Annotated in this window: 16 protein-coding genes; 9 read left to right on the top strand and 7 right to left on the bottom strand. The window is 53.1% G+C overall.

Going from position 1 to position 21,017, the window contains the following annotated elements:
• Positions 1-67 precede the first annotated feature (67 nt).
• Positions 68-3,508 (bottom strand): transcription-repair coupling factor, encoded by a 3,441-nt coding sequence (gene mfd, locus ACSBQN_RS04260; protein WP_141178939.1) that lies wholly within the window; start codon positions 3,506-3,508, stop codon positions 68-70.
• 239 nt (positions 3,509-3,747) lie between these two features.
• Here mfd and lolC point away from each other — a divergent pair, with 239 nt between their 5' ends.
• The 9 genes from lolC to ACSBQN_RS04305 all read left to right on the top strand — a co-directional run bounded on the left by lolC (position 3,748) and on the right by ACSBQN_RS04305 (position 14,128).
• Positions 3,748-4,950, top strand: coding sequence for a lipoprotein-releasing ABC transporter permease subunit LolC (gene lolC / locus ACSBQN_RS04265; RefSeq protein WP_214176833.1), 1,203 nt, complete (start codon positions 3,748-3,750; stop codon positions 4,948-4,950).
• Complete coding sequence (lolD, locus tag ACSBQN_RS04270; protein WP_220730711.1) at positions 4,943-5,638, top strand: lipoprotein-releasing ABC transporter ATP-binding protein LolD; 696 nt, start codon at positions 4,943-4,945, stop codon at positions 5,636-5,638. The genes lolC and lolD overlap by 8 nt, the downstream gene beginning before the upstream one ends.
• Positions 5,635-6,882 carry a lipoprotein-releasing ABC transporter permease subunit LolE gene (gene lolE / locus ACSBQN_RS04275; RefSeq protein WP_024473419.1) on the top strand — a complete coding sequence of 416 codons (1,248 nt, stop codon included), beginning with the start codon at positions 5,635-5,637 and terminating at the stop codon, positions 6,880-6,882. Before lolD ends, lolE begins: the two co-directional genes overlap by 4 nt.
• Before the next feature lie 85 nt (positions 6,883-6,967).
• Positions 6,968-7,816, top strand: coding sequence for a Sir2 family NAD+-dependent deacetylase (gene cobB, locus ACSBQN_RS04280; protein WP_024473418.1), 849 nt, complete (start codon positions 6,968-6,970; stop codon positions 7,814-7,816).
• A 51-nt stretch (positions 7,817-7,867) separates the two neighbouring features.
• Complete coding sequence (gene pepT, locus ACSBQN_RS04285) at positions 7,868-9,100, top strand: peptidase T (protein WP_004238103.1); 1,233 nt, start codon at positions 7,868-7,870, stop codon at positions 9,098-9,100.
• Positions 9,101-9,364: 264 nt separating this feature from the next.
• Positions 9,365-9,934, top strand: a complete 570-nt coding sequence (locus tag ACSBQN_RS04290; protein ID WP_354633240.1) for a fimbrial protein — start codon at positions 9,365-9,367, stop codon at positions 9,932-9,934.
• Between the two features lie 49 nt (positions 9,935-9,983).
• On the top strand, positions 9,984-10,655 hold the full coding sequence (locus tag ACSBQN_RS04295) for a fimbrial biogenesis chaperone (protein ID WP_024473416.1): 672 nt from the start codon (positions 9,984-9,986) through the stop codon (positions 10,653-10,655).
• A gap of 7 nt (positions 10,656-10,662) precedes the next feature.
• Positions 10,663-13,065 (top strand): fimbria/pilus outer membrane usher protein, encoded by a 2,403-nt coding sequence (locus ACSBQN_RS04300; RefSeq protein WP_354633241.1) that lies wholly within the window; start codon positions 10,663-10,665, stop codon positions 13,063-13,065.
• A gap of 10 nt (positions 13,066-13,075) precedes the next feature.
• Positions 13,076-14,128 carry a fimbrial protein gene (locus tag ACSBQN_RS04305; RefSeq protein WP_024473414.1) on the top strand — a complete coding sequence of 351 codons (1,053 nt, stop codon included), beginning with the start codon at positions 13,076-13,078 and terminating at the stop codon, positions 14,126-14,128.
• Between the two features lie 60 nt (positions 14,129-14,188).
• On the opposite strand, the gene ACSBQN_RS04310 is transcribed toward ACSBQN_RS04305, so the two are convergent.
• The 6 genes from ACSBQN_RS04310 to mnmA all read right to left on the bottom strand — a co-directional run bounded on the left by ACSBQN_RS04310 (position 14,189) and on the right by mnmA (position 20,898).
• Positions 14,189-15,310: a cupin domain-containing protein gene (locus ACSBQN_RS04310; protein WP_024473413.1), complete on the bottom strand. Its 1,122-nt coding sequence runs from the start codon at positions 15,308-15,310 to the stop codon at positions 14,189-14,191.
• 112 nt (positions 15,311-15,422) lie between these two features.
• Positions 15,423-16,892 (bottom strand): two-component system sensor histidine kinase PhoQ, encoded by a 1,470-nt coding sequence (gene phoQ / locus ACSBQN_RS04315; protein WP_004238109.1) that lies wholly within the window; start codon positions 16,890-16,892, stop codon positions 15,423-15,425.
• Positions 16,893-16,924: 32 nt separating this feature from the next.
• Positions 16,925-17,599, bottom strand: a complete 675-nt coding sequence (gene phoP, locus ACSBQN_RS04320) for a two-component system response regulator PhoP (RefSeq protein WP_004238112.1) — start codon at positions 17,597-17,599, stop codon at positions 16,925-16,927.
• A 174-nt stretch (positions 17,600-17,773) separates the two neighbouring features.
• On the bottom strand, positions 17,774-19,141 hold the full coding sequence (gene purB / locus ACSBQN_RS04325) for an adenylosuccinate lyase (RefSeq protein ID WP_036405985.1): 1,368 nt from the start codon (positions 19,139-19,141) through the stop codon (positions 17,774-17,776).
• Between the two features lie 21 nt (positions 19,142-19,162).
• Positions 19,163-19,792: a high frequency lysogenization protein HflD gene (hflD, locus tag ACSBQN_RS04330; protein WP_004238114.1), complete on the bottom strand. Its 630-nt coding sequence runs from the start codon at positions 19,790-19,792 to the stop codon at positions 19,163-19,165.
• Between the two features lie 2 nt (positions 19,793-19,794).
• Entirely contained in the window at positions 19,795-20,898 is a 1,104-nt protein-coding gene (mnmA, locus tag ACSBQN_RS04335) for a tRNA 2-thiouridine(34) synthase MnmA (RefSeq protein ID WP_004238115.1), read from the bottom strand.
• Positions 20,899-21,017 lie beyond the last annotated feature (119 nt).

Below are 21,017 nucleotides of genomic sequence, written 5' to 3' on the forward strand. Positions count from 1 at the left end.
TAAATGGATTTTTATTCATTTTGGGGTGCCAGCCGAAACCGGCACCTGACAGAGAGGATGCTGTACGTTATACCGGGTGGGCGGCAAACGCGGTCAGTAAATCAGCGACAAACTCAATGCGTTTGGTGCGGTCGGTCAGGTCACAGATAAACTTCAGTTTTGACGGGCCGTCCAGCCGGTACTGTTTCGGGTTATTTTGCAAAAGCCCGATAAGATACGCCGGGTCGACATGGTTTTTCTCACTGAACTCAACAAAACCGCCTTTCTCCTGCGCCTCAATCCGGCGGATCCCCAGGTCCTGTGCCTGCAGGCGCAGACCCGCTGCCGCCAGCAGGTGACGACCGGCATCCGGCAGCAGACCGAAGCGGTCAATCAGCTCAATTTTCAGCTCGGTCAGTTCGGTATCGCTGCGCGCGCTGGCAATTCGTTTGTAGAAGGAGAGGCGCATGTTTACATCCGGCAGGTAATCTTCCGGCAGCAGGGCCGGCATACGCAGCTCCACTTCGGTCTGGCTCTGCGTGAGATCTTCCAGTGACGGCTCTTTGCCGCTTTTCAGTGAGTCGACCGCACTTTCCAGCATTTCCATATAGAGTGTGAAACCAACGCTGGCCATCTGGCCGCTCTGATCCTCGCCCAGCAGCTCACCCGCACCACGGATTTCCAGGTCATGAGTGGCGAGAGCAAATCCGGCTCCTAAATCTTCCAGAGAAGCAATTGCTTCCAGGCGTTTATGGGCATCGGTGGTCATGGCTTTCGGGTGTGGCGTCAGTAGATAAGCATAGGCCTGATGGTGTGAACGCCCGACACGGCCGCGCAGCTGATGCAGCTGTGCCAGCCCGAAATGATCGGCCCGTTCGATGATAATGGTATTGGCGCTGGGAATATCGATACCGGTTTCAATAATCGTGGTGCATACCAGCACATTAAAACGCTGATGGTGGAAATCGGTCATGACCCGTTCCAGCTCGCGCTCACGCATCTGTCCGTGGCCGACTGCCACACGGGCTTCCGGCACCAGCTCCGCAATACGGTTGCGGGCTTTTTCAATATTTTCCACATCATTGTAAAGGTAATAAACCTGACCGCCGCGCAGTACCTCACGCAGAATCGCCTCCCGCACCACCAGCTCATCATACTGACGGACAAAGGTTTTCACCGCCAGCCGTCTTGCCGGCGGGGTGGCGATAATAGAAAGATCCCGCATGCCGCTCATGGCCATATTCAGGGTACGCGGGATCGGGGTGGCGGTGAGGGTCAGGATATCCACATTGGCACGCATCGCCTTGATGCGCTCTTTATGGCGGACACCGAAGCGGTGCTCTTCATCCACCACCAGCAGGCCGAGATCATGCCAGTGCACATCGCTCTGCAACAGCTTGTGTGTGCCGATAATGATATCCACTTTTCCTTCTCTGGTATCATCCAGCACCTGCTGCTGTTCTTTGGCGCTGCGGAAACGGGACAAAACTTCAATCCGCACCGGCCAGTTGGCGAAACGGTCACGGAAGTTATCATAGTGCTGCTGCGCGAGCAGAGTGGTCGGCACCAGCACGGCAACCTGCTTGTGGTTATGGACAGCGAGGAAGGCCGCCCGCATTGCGACCTCGGTTTTACCGAAACCGACATCACCGCACACCAGTCTGTCCATCGCCACCGGCTGACACATATCACTCAGCACGGCATTAATAGCCTGCTCCTGATCCGGAGTGGTTTCAAACGGGAAGGACTGGCAAAACTCGCGGTACTGTTCACGGTCATGTTTAAAGGCAAAGCCGGGTTTGACGGCCCGCTGTGCATAAATATCCAGTAACTGAGCCGCCACATCGCGGACTTTTTCCGCTGCTTTCTGACGTGCTTTGCTCCAGGCTTCACCGCCGAGTTTATGCAGCGGGGCGCTTTCATCTGCCCCTCCGGCATAGCGGCTGATCAGATGCAGCGATGACACCGGGACATACAGTTTATCTTCCCCGGCGTAGGTGAGGATCAGGTATTCTGCCTTGATCCCCCCGGCCTCCAGGGTGGTTAATCCCTGATAGCGGCCGACCCCGTGCTCCAGATGCACCACCGGCTGACCCGGGCGCAGTTCCGCAAGGTTGCGGATCAGGGTATCGGTGTTAATCGTGCGGCGGGTGTCCTGACGGCGGCGCACCACGCGCTCACCCAGCATATCGCTTTCACAGATCAGGACGCGCTGACGGTCGTTATCAACAAAACCGTGCTCGGCGGCACCGATCATGACATAAATACCCGGCACGGTAGCATCCGTCAGACTGCGGATTTCCGCCGGTTTGATTTTGATGCGCGCCAGCAGTTCCTGTACGCTTTCGCGCCGTCCCTCACTTTCCACCGAGAAAATCACGGCAGCCTCTGTGCTTTCCAGGAAGCGGCGCAGCGGGTCAAGCGGGGATTTCAGCTGCGGATTGACTTTCAGATCCGGCAGAGCGGTATAGCCGAGGTTGGTATTGGCGGCTTTGCGTGGCAGTTTGTCATTATTGAGCTGCACACGCGGCAGCGTTTTCATCTGCTGATTGAGTTCTTCCGGTGTCAGCCACAGCTGTGACGGCGGCAGTAACGGGCGCATCGGATCCACACCCCGGCTCTCAAAACGCTGTTGCACATCACGGCGGAAGCGGTCAGCGGATTCCTGTAAATCCTGGGTCACCAGCAGGGTGTTATCCGGCAGATAGTCAAACAGCGGTACCAGCGGTGCGGTGAAAAACAGCGGCTGCCAGTACTCGATACCGGCGGGCAGGGTACCTTTGCTGACCTGCTGATAAACATGCTCCGGGTCGCGGCGCACCTCAAAGGTTTCCCGCCACTGACTGCGGAACAGCTCGATAGCATCTTTATCCGTCGGGAATTCGTGAGCAGGCAGCAGATTGATCGCATTCACTTCATCGAGGGTGCGCTGGGTGTCGACATCAAAGGTGCGCAGGCTGTCGATTTCATCATCAAAGAAATCAATCCGGAACGGCAGTTCGCTGCCCATCGGAAACAGATCCAGCAATGCGCCGCGAATGGCGAACTCGCCGTGCTCCAGTACTTGTTCGACACTGCGGTAACCGCCCTGAACCAGCTCTTCACGCAGCTTGTCCCGTGACAATTTTTCCCCTTTGGCCATCACCAGTGCATGACTGGTGAGAAATTCAGGCGGACACACTTTCTGCATCAGTGTATTGACCGGCAGAATCAGTGCGCCTTTTTCCAGGGTCGGCAGACGGTATAACGTGGATAACCGGTTGGAGATAATCTCCTGGTGCGGCGAAAAGCTGTCATACGGCAGAGTTTCCCAGTCGGCAAGGGTTTCTGCCGGGAGCGCGGTAAACTGGCGGATCTCATCCCGCAGCCGCAGGGCATTCTGCATATCGCGGGTCACCAGGATGACGGGGCCGTCGTGTTGTTCAATTATCGACGCGGTTTCCACCGCACAGGCTGCACCGGTCATTTCACCGAGCTGGCGGGTGTCTGCGGCACGGGCCGGGAGTTCATAGCGTGTTTTCAGCGACATTCGGTTTTCCATCGGGCTGCGTGTTTCTGTCAGGTAACAAGGTTCTGCCATACCGGAGTGGCTTGTCCGGGCAATAAAAGGCCGCCGCGCTGCCGGTCCGGAGGTGGTCTGATACCGGCAACACGCTGACCGTCAATGAAAAAAAACTGCCGCAAACGGGCGGGAGTGGTTCCATTCATCAACCGGAGCCTTTATTATCCCTGAACACTTCGCTTTGGCAACAGGGGCGTTCAGATTTCATGTTTCAGTCTGTCTCATTTTTAATCGGTCTGCGTTACATGCGGGGACGCGGCACGGATCGCTTTGCCCGTTTTGTCTCGCTGCTTTCCGCCATCGGCATCACGCTGGGGGTGACAGCACTTATCACCGTGACATCCGTAATGAACGGTTTTGAACGCTCATTGCAGCAGAGTATCCTCGATTTTATGCCGCAGGCGGTAATCACCACCGGAAACGGCGTGCTGGATCCGCAGACACATCCGGTCTCACAATTAACAGGGCTGCGTGATGTGGTAAAAACCGCCCCGATTGTGACCGGTGACGTGGTTCTGCAGAGCACCGGCAATGTGGGGATCGCCTCCGTGACCGGAATTGATCCGCAGGGGGATGAACCGCTGATGGATTATCTGGTGAATACCCGGCCGTCTGAACTGGCAGCAGGACAATATCATGTGGTGGTCGGCGAGGGCGTGGCGAAACGGATGGGACTCAAACGCGGGGATAGTGTCCGTATCCTGGTGCCGAATGTGTCACAGCTGACGCCGATGGGACGTATCCCGAGCCAGCGCCTGTTTACCGTGGCGGGTTTTTTCTCCTCCGGCAGTGAATCCGATAACACCCAGGTGCTGATGAATCAGGAGGATGCGGCGCGTCTGATGCGCTATCCGGCGGGTAATATTACCGGCTGGCGTCTCTATCTGTCACAGCCGTTGCAGGTGGACAGTCTCAGTCAGCAGACATTACCGGAAGGGCTGGTCTGGACAGACTGGCGCGTGCAGAAAGGTGAGTTTTTCCAGGCGGTGCGTATGGAGAAAAATATGATGGGGCTGCTGCTCAGCCTGATTATCGCTGTGGCCGCGTTTAATATCATTACCTCGCTGGCCTTGCTGGTGATGGAAAAACAGACCGAAGTGGCCATCCTGAAAACCCTGGGAATGACACGCGGCAAAATTATGCTGATCTTTATGATTCAGGGCGCGGGGGCGGGGATCCTCGGCTCGGTGATCGGCGTTCTGCTGGGTACGCTGCTTTCGTCACAACTGAATATTCTGATGCCGCTGCTGGGGCTGATCCCGAAAGGAATAGCGCTGCCGACGGTCATTGAGCCGCTGCGCGTCATCACTATCGGCGCGGCTGCCATGCTTATCTCTTTATTATCCACACTCTGGCCTGCGTGGCGGGCGGCAGCGGTACAACCCGCGGAGGCTTTACGTTATGAGTGAGTTATTACTGGCATGTCGTCAGTTATGCAAATCCTATCACGAGGGCACAGTGGAAACTGATGTCCTGAAACAGGTTAATTTTGAACTCCGTCGCGGGGATATGCTGGCGATTGTCGGCAGTTCCGGCTCGGGGAAAAGTACGCTGCTGCATCTGCTCGGCGGACTGGATTCCCCGACCTCCGGTGAGGTGATTTTCAACGGCACGGCACTTTCCGCCATGAGCCAGAACGCCCTGTCGGCGCTGCGCAATCAGGAAATGGGCTTTATTTATCAGTTCCACCATCTGTTGCCCGATTTTACGGCGGTGGAAAACGTGGCGATGCCGCTGCTGATCGGCGGTATGGCGCGGGATAAAGCACTGGCACAGGCGGGGGAAATGCTGGAGCGTGTTGGTGTGGCCGCGCGCGCTCATCATCGTCCGTCTGAGCTTTCCGGCGGGGAACGTCAGCGGGTGGCGATTGCCCGTGCGCTGGTGAATAAACCGTCACTGGTTCTGGCGGATGAACCAACCGGTAACCTGGATCAGCGCAATGCGCAGAGCATTTTTGATTTGTTATCCGAACTGAATAAAACTCTCGGCACCGCTTTCCTGGTGGTTACCCATGACCTCGCCCTGGCGGCGAAAATGGGGCGGCAGATGGAAATGCGCGACGGTATTCTGAATGCACAGCCGGAGACGGCGCTATGAATGCACTACCGCTGTCATTACTGACTGCGCTGCGTTTCAGCAAAGGGCGGAAACGGGCGGGGATGGTCTCGCTGATTTCCGTCATTTCCACTCTGGGGATCACGCTCGGGGTGGCGGTACTGATTATCGGGCTGAGTGCCATGAACGGCTTCGAGCGTGAGCTGGAGAACCGGGTGCTTTCCGTGGTGCCGCAGGGGCAGATTTCCACTGTTGAGCAGCCGTTTGATACCTGGGCGCAGAGCCTGCTGCGGATCAAAAATACTCCGGGTGTGGTGGCCGCCAGCCCGTATATTGAATTTACCGGACTGGCGGAAAAAGGCAGTAAATTACAGGCCATGCAACTGATGGGCGTGGATCCGGTCACTCAGAAGTCGGTAAGCGGTCTGCCGGAATTTGTGGCGGATAATGCCTGGGCGGATTTTCAGGCCGGGAAAAACCAGATAATCCTTGGCGACGGCGCGGCGAAATCTCTCGGTGTTGCGCAGGGTGACTGGCTCACCATTATGATCCCGAATCACGACAGCACGGAGCGCCTGTTACAGCCGAAACGCATCCGTTTGCAGGTCGCGGGGATTTTTCGCTTAAGCGGCATGCTGGATCACCGGCTGGCGCTGCTGCCGCTGGAAGATGCACAGCAGTATCTGGATTACGGTGAGGGTGTCACCGGTATCGAAATCCGCACGGATAATGTTTTCAACGCCAATGACGTGGTGCTGCGGGCGGCGGAAGCCAGCCGTGAGCATGTCTTCTATAAAAGCTGGATCAACGAATACGGCTATATGTACAGCGACATTCAGTTAGTGCGCAGTATTATGTACCTGGCCATGATTCTGGTGATTGGTGTGGCGTGCTTCAATATCGTTTCCACCCTGATTATTGCCGTGAAAGACAAAAGCGGGGATATCGCCATTCTGCGTACCCTTGGTGCGAAAGACAGCCTGATCCGTGCCATTTTCCTCTGGTACGGGTTGCTGACCGGTATGGTCGGCTGTATCAGCGGGGCGGTTCTCGGCACACTGGCGGCCCTGAATCTGACGCCGCTTATCCGTGGCATTGAATTTCTTATCGGGCACAAACTGTTGTCCGGCGATGTCTATTTTATTGATTTTCTGCCGTCGGAGCTGCGGCTGACGGATCTGCTGTATGTGGTTCTGACCACCATTGTGCTGAGCCTGCTGGCAAGCTGGTATCCGGCGAGACGCGCCTGCCGCCTTGAACCGGCACGTATTCTGAGCGGGCAGTAAAGCCCGCAGGAATTGTAATGATTTTTGAATCCGAAGCGCGGATGCATTACCCTGAACGGAGACAGTGATGAACAAAGGCCGGATTATGCGCAGAACGCACCGATTAAGAAAGTTACGCAAACAGCGGCGGATCCTGCGCCAGCGTTTTCACTTACGCTTTTTCTATCGCGATAAATGGATGGCCGGAAAAATGGATCAGTTTAAACCTAAAATTGTTGTGCTGACCGGTGCGGGTATCTCCGCCGAGTCCGGGATCCGGACATTCCGTTCGGAAGACGGGCTGTGGGAAGAGCACAACATCGAAGATGTGGCGACGCCGGAAGGCTATGCCCGCAATCCGCGTCTGGTGCAGCAGTTTTACAATGACCGCCGCCGTCAGTTACAGTCCCCTGATGTGCAGCCGAACCCGGCACATCTCGCCCTGGCGGAGCTGGAACAGGTGCTGGGGGATAACTTCCTGCTGGTCACCCAGAATATTGATAACCTGCACGAACGGGCAGGCAGTCAGCGGATTATTCATATGCACGGCGAGTTGCTGAAAATCCGCTGTGCGATGTCCGGACAGGTTCAGTCGTGCACCGGCGACCTGTCTGCCGATGAGCGCTGCCACTGCTGTCAGTTCCCGTCACCGCTGCGGCCGCATATTGTCTGGTTCGGTGAAATGCCGTTCGGCATGGATGAAATCTATCAGGCACTGAATGATGCGGATATCTTTATCGCCATCGGTACCTCCGGACATGTCTATCCGGCGGCCGGGTTTGTCCATGAGGCACGGCTGTGCGGGGCACATACGGTGGAACTCAATCTGGAACCGAGTAAGGTGCAGAGTGAGTTTGAGGAGTGTCACTACGGTCCTGCCGGGCAGGTGGTGCCGGAGTATGTCCGTCAGCTGCTGGCGCAGATTAACAACACTAAATCTGATTTGACGCAATAACTCAATTTATGTTTCCCCGATAATAAGAAATCAATGTTATTGGGGGAACACATGGATAAGTTATTAGAGCGCTTTTTCGGTTATGTCTCTTTTGACACGCAGTCGAAGCCGTCAGCCAAGCTGACACCAAGCAGCGACGGTCAGTTAAGGCTGGCGCGTGCTCTGGAAAAAGAGCTGAAAACGCTGGGGTTATCAGATGTCTCGCTGGATGATAACGGCTGCGTGATGGCAACGTTACCGGCGAATGTTGACTGGCCGGTGCCGGTTATCGGTTTTATTTCTCACCTTGATACCTCACCGGATTTCTCCGGGCGTAATGTGAATCCTCAGGTTCTGGAAAATTACCGTGGTGGTGATATCGCACTCGGCATCGGTGACGAAGTGCTGTCGCCGGTCATGTTCCCGGTGCTGCACACCATGCTGGGTAAAACCCTGATTATGACCGACGGTAAAACCCTGCTGGGAGCGGATGATAAAGCCGGTATCGCAGAAATCATCACTGCTATGGTACGTCTGAAAAACAGTGATATTCCGCACGGTGATATCCGCATTGCCTTCACGCCGGATGAAGAAATCGGCCGTGGCGCGCAGTATGTGGATCTGAAAAAATTCGGTGCGCAGTGGGCTTATACCGTTGATGGTGGTGGTGTCGGTGAGCTGGAATATGAGAACTTTAACGCAGCGGCGGTTGCCATCCGCATTGAAGGCAATAACGTGCATCCGGGCAGTGCCAAAGGCGTGATGGTGAACGCGCTGTCACTGGCAACCCGCATCCACAGTGAATTACCGCCGGAAGAAACGCCGGAAAATACCGAAGGGTATGAGGGGTTCTATCATCTGCAAAGTATCAAAGGTACGGTGGAACGCGCGGAAATGAACTATATCATCCGTGATTTTGACCGTAATAATTTTGAAAAACGCAAAAGCAACATGATCGCGATTGCCGAGAAAGTCGGTAAAGGTCTGCATCCGGACTGCTATATCGAGCTGACGATTGATGACAGCTATTACAATATGCGCGACCATGTGGTGAAACACCCGCATGTGATTGAACTGGCCAAACAGGCAATGATTGACTGCGATATTGAGCCGGATATCAAACCTATCCGCGGCGGTACTGACGGTGCGCAACTCTCTTACCGTGGTCTGCCGTGCCCGAACCTGTTTACCGGCGGCTATAACTTCCACAGTAAACACGAGTTTATCTCACTGGAAGGCATGGAACAGGCTGTTTCTGTGATTATGCGGATTGCAGAATTAACCGCACTGGATATGAAGAAATAAATAATTCAGATATCAATTAAATATTATAAAGGCCATCTTTCTATAAGATGGCTTTTTTATTAAATAAACTGACTTAAATAAATAGTAAGATTAACACGGTGATGTGATGCTTTTATTACTCACCAATTAATCTTTGTTTTGTATTCGTTTATCTTCTGCTGGTATAGTCTTTCGCCTGTCAATGTTCAGTGCGTAACTACATCTGTTCAGATAATACATATCATTAAATATATATATTTGTTGAATATTTAAAAGGTGATTTTTATGTCTTTATTAAAAAGAGAATTAATTATTTCATCGTTACTTTTATTTTCCTTTAATGCATTCTCTGCGGATGGTGATATTCATGAGGTCGTTCCGGAAATCGATGCCGATGCCAAAGAAATAACAGGGAATATCAGATTTACAGGAAAAATAACTGACTCAAGCTGCGATATTACACAAAAAGATAAAGATGTTTATCTGGGTGAGCATTCAGCCGCTAAACTGAAAAAAAATGATGACAGAACAGAAGAAAAGGCTTTTGATATTTCTCTGATTAACTGTTCATTAGCAATGACATCGCTGAGAATCAAAATGGAAGGCACGGCGCATGCAGACAATGCAACGCTGTATGCATTGGATGCCAATCAAAAAAGTGCCGGAAAAGTGGGGATCAGCATTGCGACTGCAGAGGGGCAGCAGGTAACGCCGGCAGGTGATTATAGTAACATTCCTCTGCAGGCGGATTCCCGTGATTATACTCTTAATTATACCGCAGCGTATCAGGCTACCGGCCTGGCAACACCGGGTGAAGGCAATGCAACGGTGAATTACACTGTTTCTTATGAGTAACATTTAATACCGGCGGCAACAAGTGTTGCCGCCCCGGATAAACAGCACCATGAAAATCGGTTTCACTTTCCTTATTATTATTTTTTTTCTGACCATGAGCCGGGCAACTGCCGGAGTGGTTGTCGGCGGCACCCGGTTTATTTATCCGCAGGATAAAAAAATGATCACAATCCCTGTTGATAATACTGATAAAAAATCAGCCTATTTAATTCAGAGCTGGGTTGAAAAAGAAGATGGCATAACAAAAAGTAAGGATTTTATTCTCACACCGGTTATTTTCCAGCTGGATGCCGGGAAAAAAGGGATTTTGCGTGTTATGCTGAAAAAAACAGAATTCCCGGATGACAGAGAAACACTGCTCTGGCTGAATATAAAAGGCATTCCGGAAACAGATGAAAACAGAGAGAATAAACTTCAGATCGTTATTAATTCAAAGTTTAAATTATTCTATCGCCCTGAGGGATTAACTGAGCCTGATTATAATAAACTGAGGTATGAACGAAAAGGAAACAGAATAAAGGTCATTAATGACTTGCCCTTTCATATCACTGTCAGAAATATTTTGGTTAATAATAAGGAATATACTGTTTCGGAGATGATTGTTCCCTTCGAATCATTAACGGTACCGGTAACAACTATTCATAGTAATGACAAAATAACCATAAGCTACATCTCTGATTTTGGCGGGATTATTTCGAAACCTGTTGTTTTTGATAAATAATATTATTATGCAATTGAAAGCACCTTATTTTTTTCTTCTGTCTGTGGTGATCGTTTTTTCCCCGGTAACTGTTTTTGCCGCGCCTTATTTTAATCCGGCAGCGCTTGGCCTGAACGGAGATGATCCGGTGATGGATCCCGCACAGTTTCAGTATTTGCGGGAGCGGCAATTTCAGGAAGAGGGCCGCTATTTTGTGGCAGTCACTGTCAATCAGCAGGTAGCCAGCAGTCAATGGCTGGAGTTTCGTTATCATCCGCAGCAAAAAACATTGCTGCCGGTGGTAACCCGTAAGCAATGGTTGGTATGGGGACTGCGCCCCGGTGCATCGTCTGCATTTGCTGAAACGGAAAGCACAGCACAGATTACAGATATTACCGCGCTGGTCAGCGGGGTTTCGCTGAATTTTGATACCGCGCGGCAGTCGCTGGATATTACGATCCCGCAACGTTTTTTTTTGACAGAAGCGCAGCGGACCGCAGATGCTTCGTTATGGGAACCGGGCATTACTGCATTTATGCTCAATTATGATTATCGCTTTTCCCGGCAGAGCAGCAGATTCAGTGATCACACCGGGCATACCCTGTTACTGCAAAGTGGTTTTAATACCGGATTCTGGCGGCTTCGCCATCACAGCAGAGCAGAATACCGGAACCGGAAAATGACATGGCAGTCAGAACGGCTGTGGATGTACCGCGCTATAGCGCCTCTGCGCAGTGAGTTACAGCTGGGGGAGTTGTTCAGCGGGGATGTGCTGTTTGACAGCCGTGCGTTCAGGGGGATCCGGCTGGCTTCACAAAGTGATATGTATCCGCTGAATCAGCAGGGATATGCGCCGGTTATCCGGGGAATAACCGGTCAGAGTGCGGAACTGACTATCAGGCAGCAGGGAATGATTATCCGCCGTGAAACATTACCTGCCGGTGAATTTGTGATTGATGATCTGAATACGTCTTTTCAGGGAACGGAACTGGATGTCACCATTGAGGAAGCGGATGGCACCGTACAGCGTTTTATACAGCCGGGAGCCTCAGTCCCGGTTATGCAGCGGGAAGGCCGTCTCAGTTACACACTGGATGCAGGAAAATACAGCGGTAACAGAAATAATAACAAAGACCTGTTTGTGAAGAGTACGGCAGCATACGGCATTAATTCAGTCCTCACACTGTATGGTGGCGGCTATGCAGCACAACACGCCCTGAGCAGCGGTGTGGGGGCAGGTATCAATATGGGAGCAGCAGGCGGAGTGTCCGCTGATATTCTGATGCGGCATACAACGGCAAAGCATTATCCGCGTTACCGGCTGAATTATCAGAAATTTTTTCCGCTGACCGGGACATTGGTGAATACAGGGGCTGCACATGAGCAACAATCAAGGCAGTGGCAGGTCCGGTTGCTGCAACCATTGCCGGGGGATAACGGTACGCTGTCGGCAGGATATCACTATAACCGCACCGGCCATGACGGGCGCGGATACCGGGCGGTGATTAGCAGGGATGCCGGCTATTCCGGCCATATTGGCCGGGTACATTACGGTGTGAATGCACAGTACCGTACAGGCGGGTATTTTCGGAAGACAGATAAACGGGTATCTGTTGCGTTGTCGGTGCCGCTGGATTTTGCCGGACAACAAGCCCGCAGCTATTTTCATTACCAGCAGCGGGCAGGAAAAGCGTCTCTGCAAACATCCGTTAATGGTTTTCCCGGGGAAGAGCAGCGTTTCGGGTACTCGGTTACTCACAGTTATCAGCAGCAGAGTACAGCACATTACCGCGGGGCGGAGCTGCGCTGGCGTCACGACCTGGCCGATATCCGGGGACGAATCAATCACAGTCAGGGACACAATACCCTGAGCGGGGATATTCAGGGCGGGCTGATTATTCACGGTGACGGTATCACACTGTCACGTCCGCTGGGTGAAACCAACGGACTGGCAGATACCGGCGGTGCCGGGGGGATCCGTGTGGCCTCACGGGCAGTGGCGCAGACTGACAGTGCGGGGTTCAGTGTTATTCCGCAGATGAGCCATTATCATCAGAATGTTATCCGTATCGACCCGGAAACCCTGCCGGATAATGCGGATGCGGATGATCCTGTCGTACAGGTGATCCCGTCAAAAGGGGCGCTGGTGCCGGTTCGTTTTGCAGTGAATACCGGTTATCGCGTGATTTATGCACTGCGGACTGTACAGGGCCCGGTGCCGTTCGCCGCCCGGGTGAAGGTGAAAAAAGCAGATGGCAGCAGCGTCAGCGGTATTACCGGTGAGGACGGGGAAGTGTATCTCAGCGGGTTACCGGCTCAGGGGCATTTACAGGCTGTCTGGGGGAAAGGAATGCATGAGCAGTGCGGGGCGGATTTCACTGTCCCGGAAGATCAGCAGGGACTGATAACCCTCCCTCTGATATGCCGGTAAAGGAGCAGCAATGTTTACTCAGACCAGAACACTATGCCGGGCAGGTTTTCTCTTGTGGCTGACAGCCGGATATATTCCGGCCGCTGCCGCCGGGGAAACCTGTGCACTTATCACACCGGAAACGACTCTCCGCATACCGGCCGGTTATATCACGGCTGCGTATAATGTACCGGTTGGCGGTATTATCGGGGAGACAGTATTTTCGGATAGTATTGATGTCTCTCAGTGCCGGCTCGACAGCGGTAAAGAAATTGAATTTGTGCTGGTTGGCGGAATGCCGGGTAACAGAACACAAAATGCATCGGGACACACTATCTATGAACTCTCCGGTGGTATCGGCTACAGTCTCGGGGCGGTGGCGGAACATCCGGAATGCATGAGGTCGTTACGCTATGTGGACGGTCATGATTCACCGGACAACAACACCGCCAATAAACGACTGTGTACGATCAGCAGCGGCATGGATCCGTCTCAGCCATATCGGGTACGGGCAGTGGTGACACTCTATAAACTGAAACCGGAAATAGCTGCTCATCATCAGGGAGGCTATCTGGGTGAAATCGCTATGCGGGTGGACGGGCACTGGGCCGCAGGATTATATGGTATACCGGAAACCAAAATCCATCTGGACGGATTTACTGTCCGGCAACATTCCTGTGATCTTGATCCGCAAACAGAAACAGAGGTGGATTTAGGAGTCGTATCGCGGACTGATTTCAGCGGCAAAGGGTCTGTTGCACCGGGAAGCATTCGTAACCTGACTATTGGACTGCAGTGCAGCAATCTGGCAATGGCGGATATCCTGTTAACCGGTAATGCATTTACCACCAGAAACAGCCCCGGAACACTGAAGTTACAGCGGAGAAACGGCAGTGCATCAGGTGTGGGAGTCCGGCTGACACATAACGGCAAACCGGTAACTTTCGGTGAACCGCTTTTGTTTGATGAAGTCACTGCCCGGCGGGCTGTATTGCGGTTACAGGCGGCTTTTATACAGACGAGGGATACTATTGAGCCGGGCGCGGCGGAAACAATTCTGAATTACACCATTCGTTACCAGTAAAAAACGCCGCATAATGATGCGGCGCTTTTATCTGAACGATGAATGCAGTTTTATTGCGGATTAATCATCAAAATACCAGTAACCGTTATTAATCAGCACTGTCAGCAGGGTCACAAATTCCGGATCACTGAAAGCATCCCCCAGCATTTCGGCAGTGATTTCATCATACTGGCAGAGCACATCCGCTGCTTCAATATGCGGGGTTTTCAGGGCTTCGCCGTTAACAAAACAGGTATCACCGACACGCAGTACCCGAAGTCCATTCAGGCGGAACAGAGATTCCCCCTGTGACAGCAGTTCCTGTATTTCATCCGGGCTGTACGCCGGCTCAGGCGGTGCCAGATCCAGTTCATGGCGGGACTGGGAAATAAATTCACCGAACCACTTGCGGAACACATCCGGCTGGTCAAGCAGATCCTGCATCATACCATGCAGCTTGGTCAGTTCGCCCTGCTGAATCAGCGCCGGATTATCACGGAACGCCAGATCCGGGTCGCTGTAGCGGTAACTGCCGAGTTCATTGGCAATCACATAATCGGCAAAGCCGCTGAACAGTTCGCGGGCATTCGGGGCGCGGAAACCGACAGAATAGTTCAGTGATTCCTCAATGGCATAGCCTTCGTGCGGGAATCCCGGCGGAATATACAGGATATCGCCCGGCACCATTTCATCATCAATAATGGCATCAAACGGGTCCACCTGTAACAGATCCGGATGCGGCGCGTGCTGTTTCACCGGGATTTTTTCCCCGACACGCCAGCGGCGGCGGCCCTGGCCCTGAATAATAAACACATCGTACTGATCCAGATGCGGACCCACACCGCCACCCGGCACAGAATATGAGATCATCAGATCATCCATCCGCCAGTCAGACAGGCAGCGGAACGGCTTCATCAGTGCGGCGGACGGAAAGTGCCAGTGATCAACGGCCTGAACCAGGATAGACCAGTCTTTTTCACCCAGCCCGTCAAACTCCTGAAACGGCCCGTGGCGCACATCCCATTTTCCGCTGAAACGGGTGACTATGCGGCTGTCGACTTCATCTTCCATTGCCAGCCCCGCCAGTTCATCGGGGGAAATGGTGTCGCGGAAATTGCGGAAACCACCTTTGATCAGTAACGGACGTTTTTGCCAGTGGCTTTCCATAAAGGTCTGCCAGTCTATATTCAGTTCATAATCCATGTGTTCGTCCTCAATAAACGCCGTGATCAGGCAGATGAAGGGAGTATAACGGAAAAAGACATATTATATTCATGCATATATTTATAACTTGCCGGCAACAACAGACTGACTCTCAGTCTGTGTCTTCGTCGTGAACAGTCTGACGCCGGAATGTCACAGTAATACGGGCACCGCCCAGCGGGCTTTCAGTGACAACCGCGCCGCCGTCATACTGCTCCAGAATATCGGTGACAATTGCCAGCCCCAGTCCCTGACCCGGCCGCAGGGTATCAACCCGCTGACCGCGGCTGAAAATCAGTTCCCGTTTCTCCTCCGGCACACCCGGACCATCATCATCGACAATCAGAATAACCGCATCATGCTGCCACTGCGCCGTCACCTCGACAAACTCCAGACAGTATTTGCAGGCATTTTCCATAATGTTGCCCATGACTTCCATAAAGTCATTCTGCTGTCCCAGCCAGGTGATATCCGGCGGAATATCGACGGTAATATCCACGCCCTTGCGCTGATACACTTTTGACAGCGCACTGGCGAGACTGTCAATCAGCGCCGGAACGGAGGAAATGTCCCGCATCAGCACAGTATTGTCACCGCCGATACTGGCGCGGTGCAGATAATAGCCGACCTGCTGGGAAATTCGTCCGATCTGCTCAAGCATGACCGGCTCGGCGGTTTCAATAGTCATATCTTTACCACCGCGCAGTGAGCGCAGGGTACTCTGCAGCACCGCCAACGGGGTTTTCAGGCTGTGGGTCAGATCAGAAAGCGTGCGCTGATAGCGGGTATAGCGCTCCCGCTCACTGTGCAGCAGCAGGTTCAGGTTACGCACCAAACCGCGCAGTTCGCTGGGCGGCGTTTCATCCAGATCTTCCCGCTCGCCTTTTTCAAGGGCGCTGATCTGCCCGCTGAGAGCATTAATCGGCCGCAGGCTCCAGTGTGCCGCCAGCCAGATCAGCGGTGTGAGCAGAAACAGGTTGGCGAGTACCACGTAACCGAACCATTCCCAGACACGGAAGGTCTTCTGCAGATTCTGCGGGATGGTATCCACCACCACAATCGTCAGCGGCGGCAGGGTATCGGTTTTGCCGTAACGGCTGACAGACACGGAGTGGATCATCCGTCCGTCGTGATCATCATCGAGGTCATTAATCCGGATATCTTCCGTGGCAAAGAGCGGAGTATTGACCAGCAGGGATTTGGTGGCTTCCAGCGAGGTATTCAGATCATACAACCCTTCTTTGGTCAGCCATTTGGCCGGAATGGCTCTCTCCAGCGCGTCAATATGATACTGCCGCCAGAGCAGATTCTGATTGTCATCATAAATCAGCACCACAGACGGGGCATTCAGGGAGAAATTCGGCGGAAAACGGATATTGAGTTTTCCGTCATCCCACTGCGACAGGCTGTAAAACAGATTGCTCTGGCTGCGCAGCATGGTGTAGGTGGTTTTATCAAAGCTGACCAGGTAACCGACCAGCGCCACGGCGCCGTAAGAGAGCGTCATGGCGAGGATCACGGCAAACGTTGCCAGTAAAAACCGGGTCCGCAGAGAGAAAGGGCGCGTTGTCCGCCTGGTCATGCGCAATACCTCAGTGGCTTAAGTGGCGTCTGTTACTTCCCTGCGTCGAAGCGGTAGCCCTGTCCGCGGACAGTGACGATGGCATCAATATCGGTAAATGTCTGGATTTTCTTGCGCAGACGGCCCATCAGCACATCAATGGTGTGGCTTTCACGCAGTTCGGCATCCGGATAGAGCTGGCGCATCAGGGAATCTTTACTGACGACTTTACCATTATTCCGCATCAGGGTTTCAATAATGGTGTATTCAAATGCGGTTAGTTTGACGGCGTTACCGTCAACGAGGAATTCTTTGCGGGAAAGATCGATAACAAAAATGCCCAGTTCCAGTGTCTGGGAGGCGAGGCCGCTGTTACGGCGCATCAGTGCCTGCATACGGGCAACAATCTCTTCCAGCTGGAAAGGTTTGGTAACATAATCATCCGCCCCGGCATTCAGCGCGGCGACTTTTTCCTGCCAGCTTTCACGGGCGGTCAGTACCATAATCGGGATTTTGACCTGCTGCTGACGCCAGCGGGCAATCATCACCATACCGTCCTCGCCGGGCAGACCGAGGTCAACCACCGCGATATCCGGCTGACTTTCCTGAAGAAAATAATCTGCTTCTTTTGAATCTTCCGCCGCATCAACCTGATGGCCGAGCTCGCGGATCTGAACCGTCAGATGATGGCGGAGTAAATTGTTATCTTCCACGATGAGCACGCGCATACATAATTCCTTACAAAGACAGATATCCCAACAGGAAACGATGTGAATTGTAACAGTTTATATGAAGGATAGGGAACTTGTACGCCAAATAATACGCGCGATATGCGTTTAATCATAAAAAAAAGAGGCAGATATCCTCTGCCTCTGTGTGATTAATTATCAGTGAGTTAATAATTACAACTCATCTGCCAGACGGATGGCGTCCCCGAGATAGTTTTGCGGGGTCAGGGTTTTCAGCCGGGCTTTTTCTGCGTCAGGCAGATCCAGTCCGTCGATAAAGACCTGCATCGCCTGTGCATCAACACGCTTGCCGCGTGTCAGCTCTTTGAGTTTTTCATACGGTTTTTCGATACCGTAGCGGCGCATAACTGTCTGAATCGGCTCTGCCAGTACTTCCCAATTCTGATCCAATTCATCACGCAGGTGTTTTTCGTTCACTTCCAGCTTGCTCAGACCTTTTTGCGTGGACTGATAAGCGATCAGCGAGTAACCGATCCCAACACCCAGGTTACGCAGCACAGTGGAGTCCGTCAGGTCGCGCTGCCAGCGGGATACCGGCAGTTTGGTTGCCAGGTGGCCGAGCACCGCGTTAGCCAGACCCAGGTTACCTTCTGAGTTTTCAAAATCAATCGGGTTGACTTTGTGCGGCATGGTGGATGAACCGATTTCACCGGCAATCGTCTTCTGTTTAAAGTGATTGAGGGCAATGTAACCCCAGATATCACGGTCGAAATCGATCAGAATGGTGTTAAAACGCGCCACGCAGTCAAAAAACTCAGCAATATAATCGTGCGGCTCAATTTGTGTGGTGTACGGGTTCCACTGAATACCCAGCGAGGTCACAAAGTCACCGCTGAATTTATGCCAGTCAATATCCGGATAGGCAGACAAGTGCGCGTTATAGTTACCGACCGCGCCGTTGATTTTACCGAGGATTTCGGTCTGCTGTAACTGGCGGTACTGGCGCTCCATCCGGTAAGCGACGTTGGCAAACTCTTTACCGACGGTGCTCGGGGTTGCAGGCTGCCCGTGGGTACGGGAGAGCAGCGGCAGGTCGCGGTAGTCCGCCGCCATGGCTCGGACAGTATCGATCATCTGACGCCATGCCGGCAGCAGCACGGTTTCACGGGCGGTGCTGAGCATCAGGGCGTGAGAGAGGTTATTGATATCTTCGGATGTGCAGGCGAAATGGATAAATTCAGACACCGCGTGCAGGGCAGGCACGGCTTCAGCTTTTTCTTTGAGGAAGTACTCCACCGCTTTCACATCGTGGTTGGTGGTGCGCTCAATCTCTTTGATCCGCATTGCGTCTTTTTCGCCGAAATTCGCGACAATTGCATCCAGGTAAGCGATTGCGTCATCATCAAAAGCCGGAACTTCAGGGATGTCTGCACACGCCGCCAGTTTTTGTAACCAACGCACTTCGACCTGTACACGGAATTTCAATAAACCGTATTCACTGAAAATATCGCGCAGTGCGCGTGTTTTGTCACCATAACGGCCATCGACAGGGGAAACGGCGGTAAGTGAGGATAATTCCATTGGTTGCAACTCCCGGTAATTTTAGTGTTGAGCGAGAAGATATTTGGCGGTGTCCACCAGGCGTGAACGGGAAAACAGCAGCTGTAAACGGTTGCCGCCGACCTGGCGCCAGAGCACGGCGCTGCGGATCCCGCTCAGTAACAGCGAGCGGACTTTAGCCTGAATCAGGGTGTTACGCAGGATCTCCGGCGAGCCGGTCACCTGGATGCGCGGGCCGAGGCTGCTGATGTTGTCCACATAGATACCGGCGATAGTATTGAGCATCGCTTCCTGTGACAGACCAAAATGGTCGCGCTGGTGTTCAAGATTATCAATACGGCGGCCGAGCTCGTCCATCGCGCCCGGCGCTTTGTTCAGGCGGCGCTCCAGCAGCATCACACCCAGCATATAGCGGGTCAGCTCGGCATTCAGCCCCTGAGAACCGGTCATATTGAACATCCCGGCGAACGCGGACAGGCCGGTATGCAGGTTCTGCACATTGTCGCCGTAGACATTCAGGACAGAAGACGGATTATTATTGATGATGCTGTTGATCATCACATCAACCGCATCATTATCTGTCTGACCTTCATGCGCCAGTTGCTGCACCAGGCGCGCGGCCTGGCAGATCCCTGCCAGGGCGAGGGTTATGTCTTCGTAATTTTTAGCCATAATCACTCCGTAATACGCGCTTCAATGACTCCGCCGCCCAGGCAGACTTCATCCTGATAAAAGACAGCGGACTGACCCGGTGTGACCGCAGCAACCGGGTTATCAAACCGGACACTGATTTTGTCATCACCGAGCGGGGTGACAGTACAGGGAATATCTTCCTGACGGTAACGGGTTTTCACCACACAGCGCATCGGTTGCGTCAGCGGCTCCCGGGATACCCAGTCCAGCTGCTGCGCGATAAGCCCGGCAGACATCAGACGCGGGTGTTCATGGCCCTGTGCGACAATCAGAATATTGTTTTCAACGTCTTTATCGACAACATACCACGGCTCGTCGGAACCTTCACGGGTTCCGCCGATTTTCAGCCCTTTACGCTGGCCGAGGGTATGGTACATCAGCCCGTCATGCTGACCGATTTCCTGACCATCAACCGTCATAATCGGACCCGGTTTGGCGGGCAGATAGCGGGCGAGGAAATCACGGAACTTGCGCTCACCGATAAAGCAGATCCCGGTGGAATCTTTTTTCTTCGCGGTGATAAGCCCTAATTGTTCCGCAATCCGGCGGACTTCCGGTTTTTCCAGTTCACCGACCGGGAACAGGCTCTGTGCCACCTGGTCGTGGCTCAGTGTATACAGGAAATAGCTCTGATCTTTATTGCTGTCCAGACCGCGCAGTAACTGCGTGGTACCGTTGATATCACGGCGGCGCACATAATGTCCGGTGGCGATATAATCCGCCCCGAGATCTTCTGCGGCATATTCCAGGAAGGCTTTGAATTTGATTTCTTTGTTGCACAGAATATCCGGGTTCGGCGTGCGTCCCGCTTTATATTCTTCCAGGAAATGCTCGAACACATTATCCCAGTATTCCGCCGCGAAGTTGATGGTCAGCAGTTCAATGCCGAGTTTATCGCAGACGGCCTGTGCATCCGCAAGATCTGCGGCGGCGGAGCAGTATTCGGTATCATCGTCCTCTTCCCAGTTCTTCATAAACAGCCCGGTCACCTGATAACCCTGCTGTTGCAGTAAATAGGCTGAGACGGAGGAATCCACACCGCCGGACATTCCGACGATGACTTTTTTCTGGCTGTTATCTGACATGGCTGATCTCGCGGCGATTCGGTCTGCTCCGCAAACAGTGACGCGAAGAAGAACCGGGGAAAAAAACAAGCGCCGTACTTTACCATGATACGCACAGCGGCGCATCACTCAGGTGCGGG

The organism is Morganella sp. B601, assembly GCF_051172335.1.
Classification (GTDB): domain Bacteria; phylum Pseudomonadota; class Gammaproteobacteria; order Enterobacterales; family Enterobacteriaceae; genus Morganella; species Morganella morganii.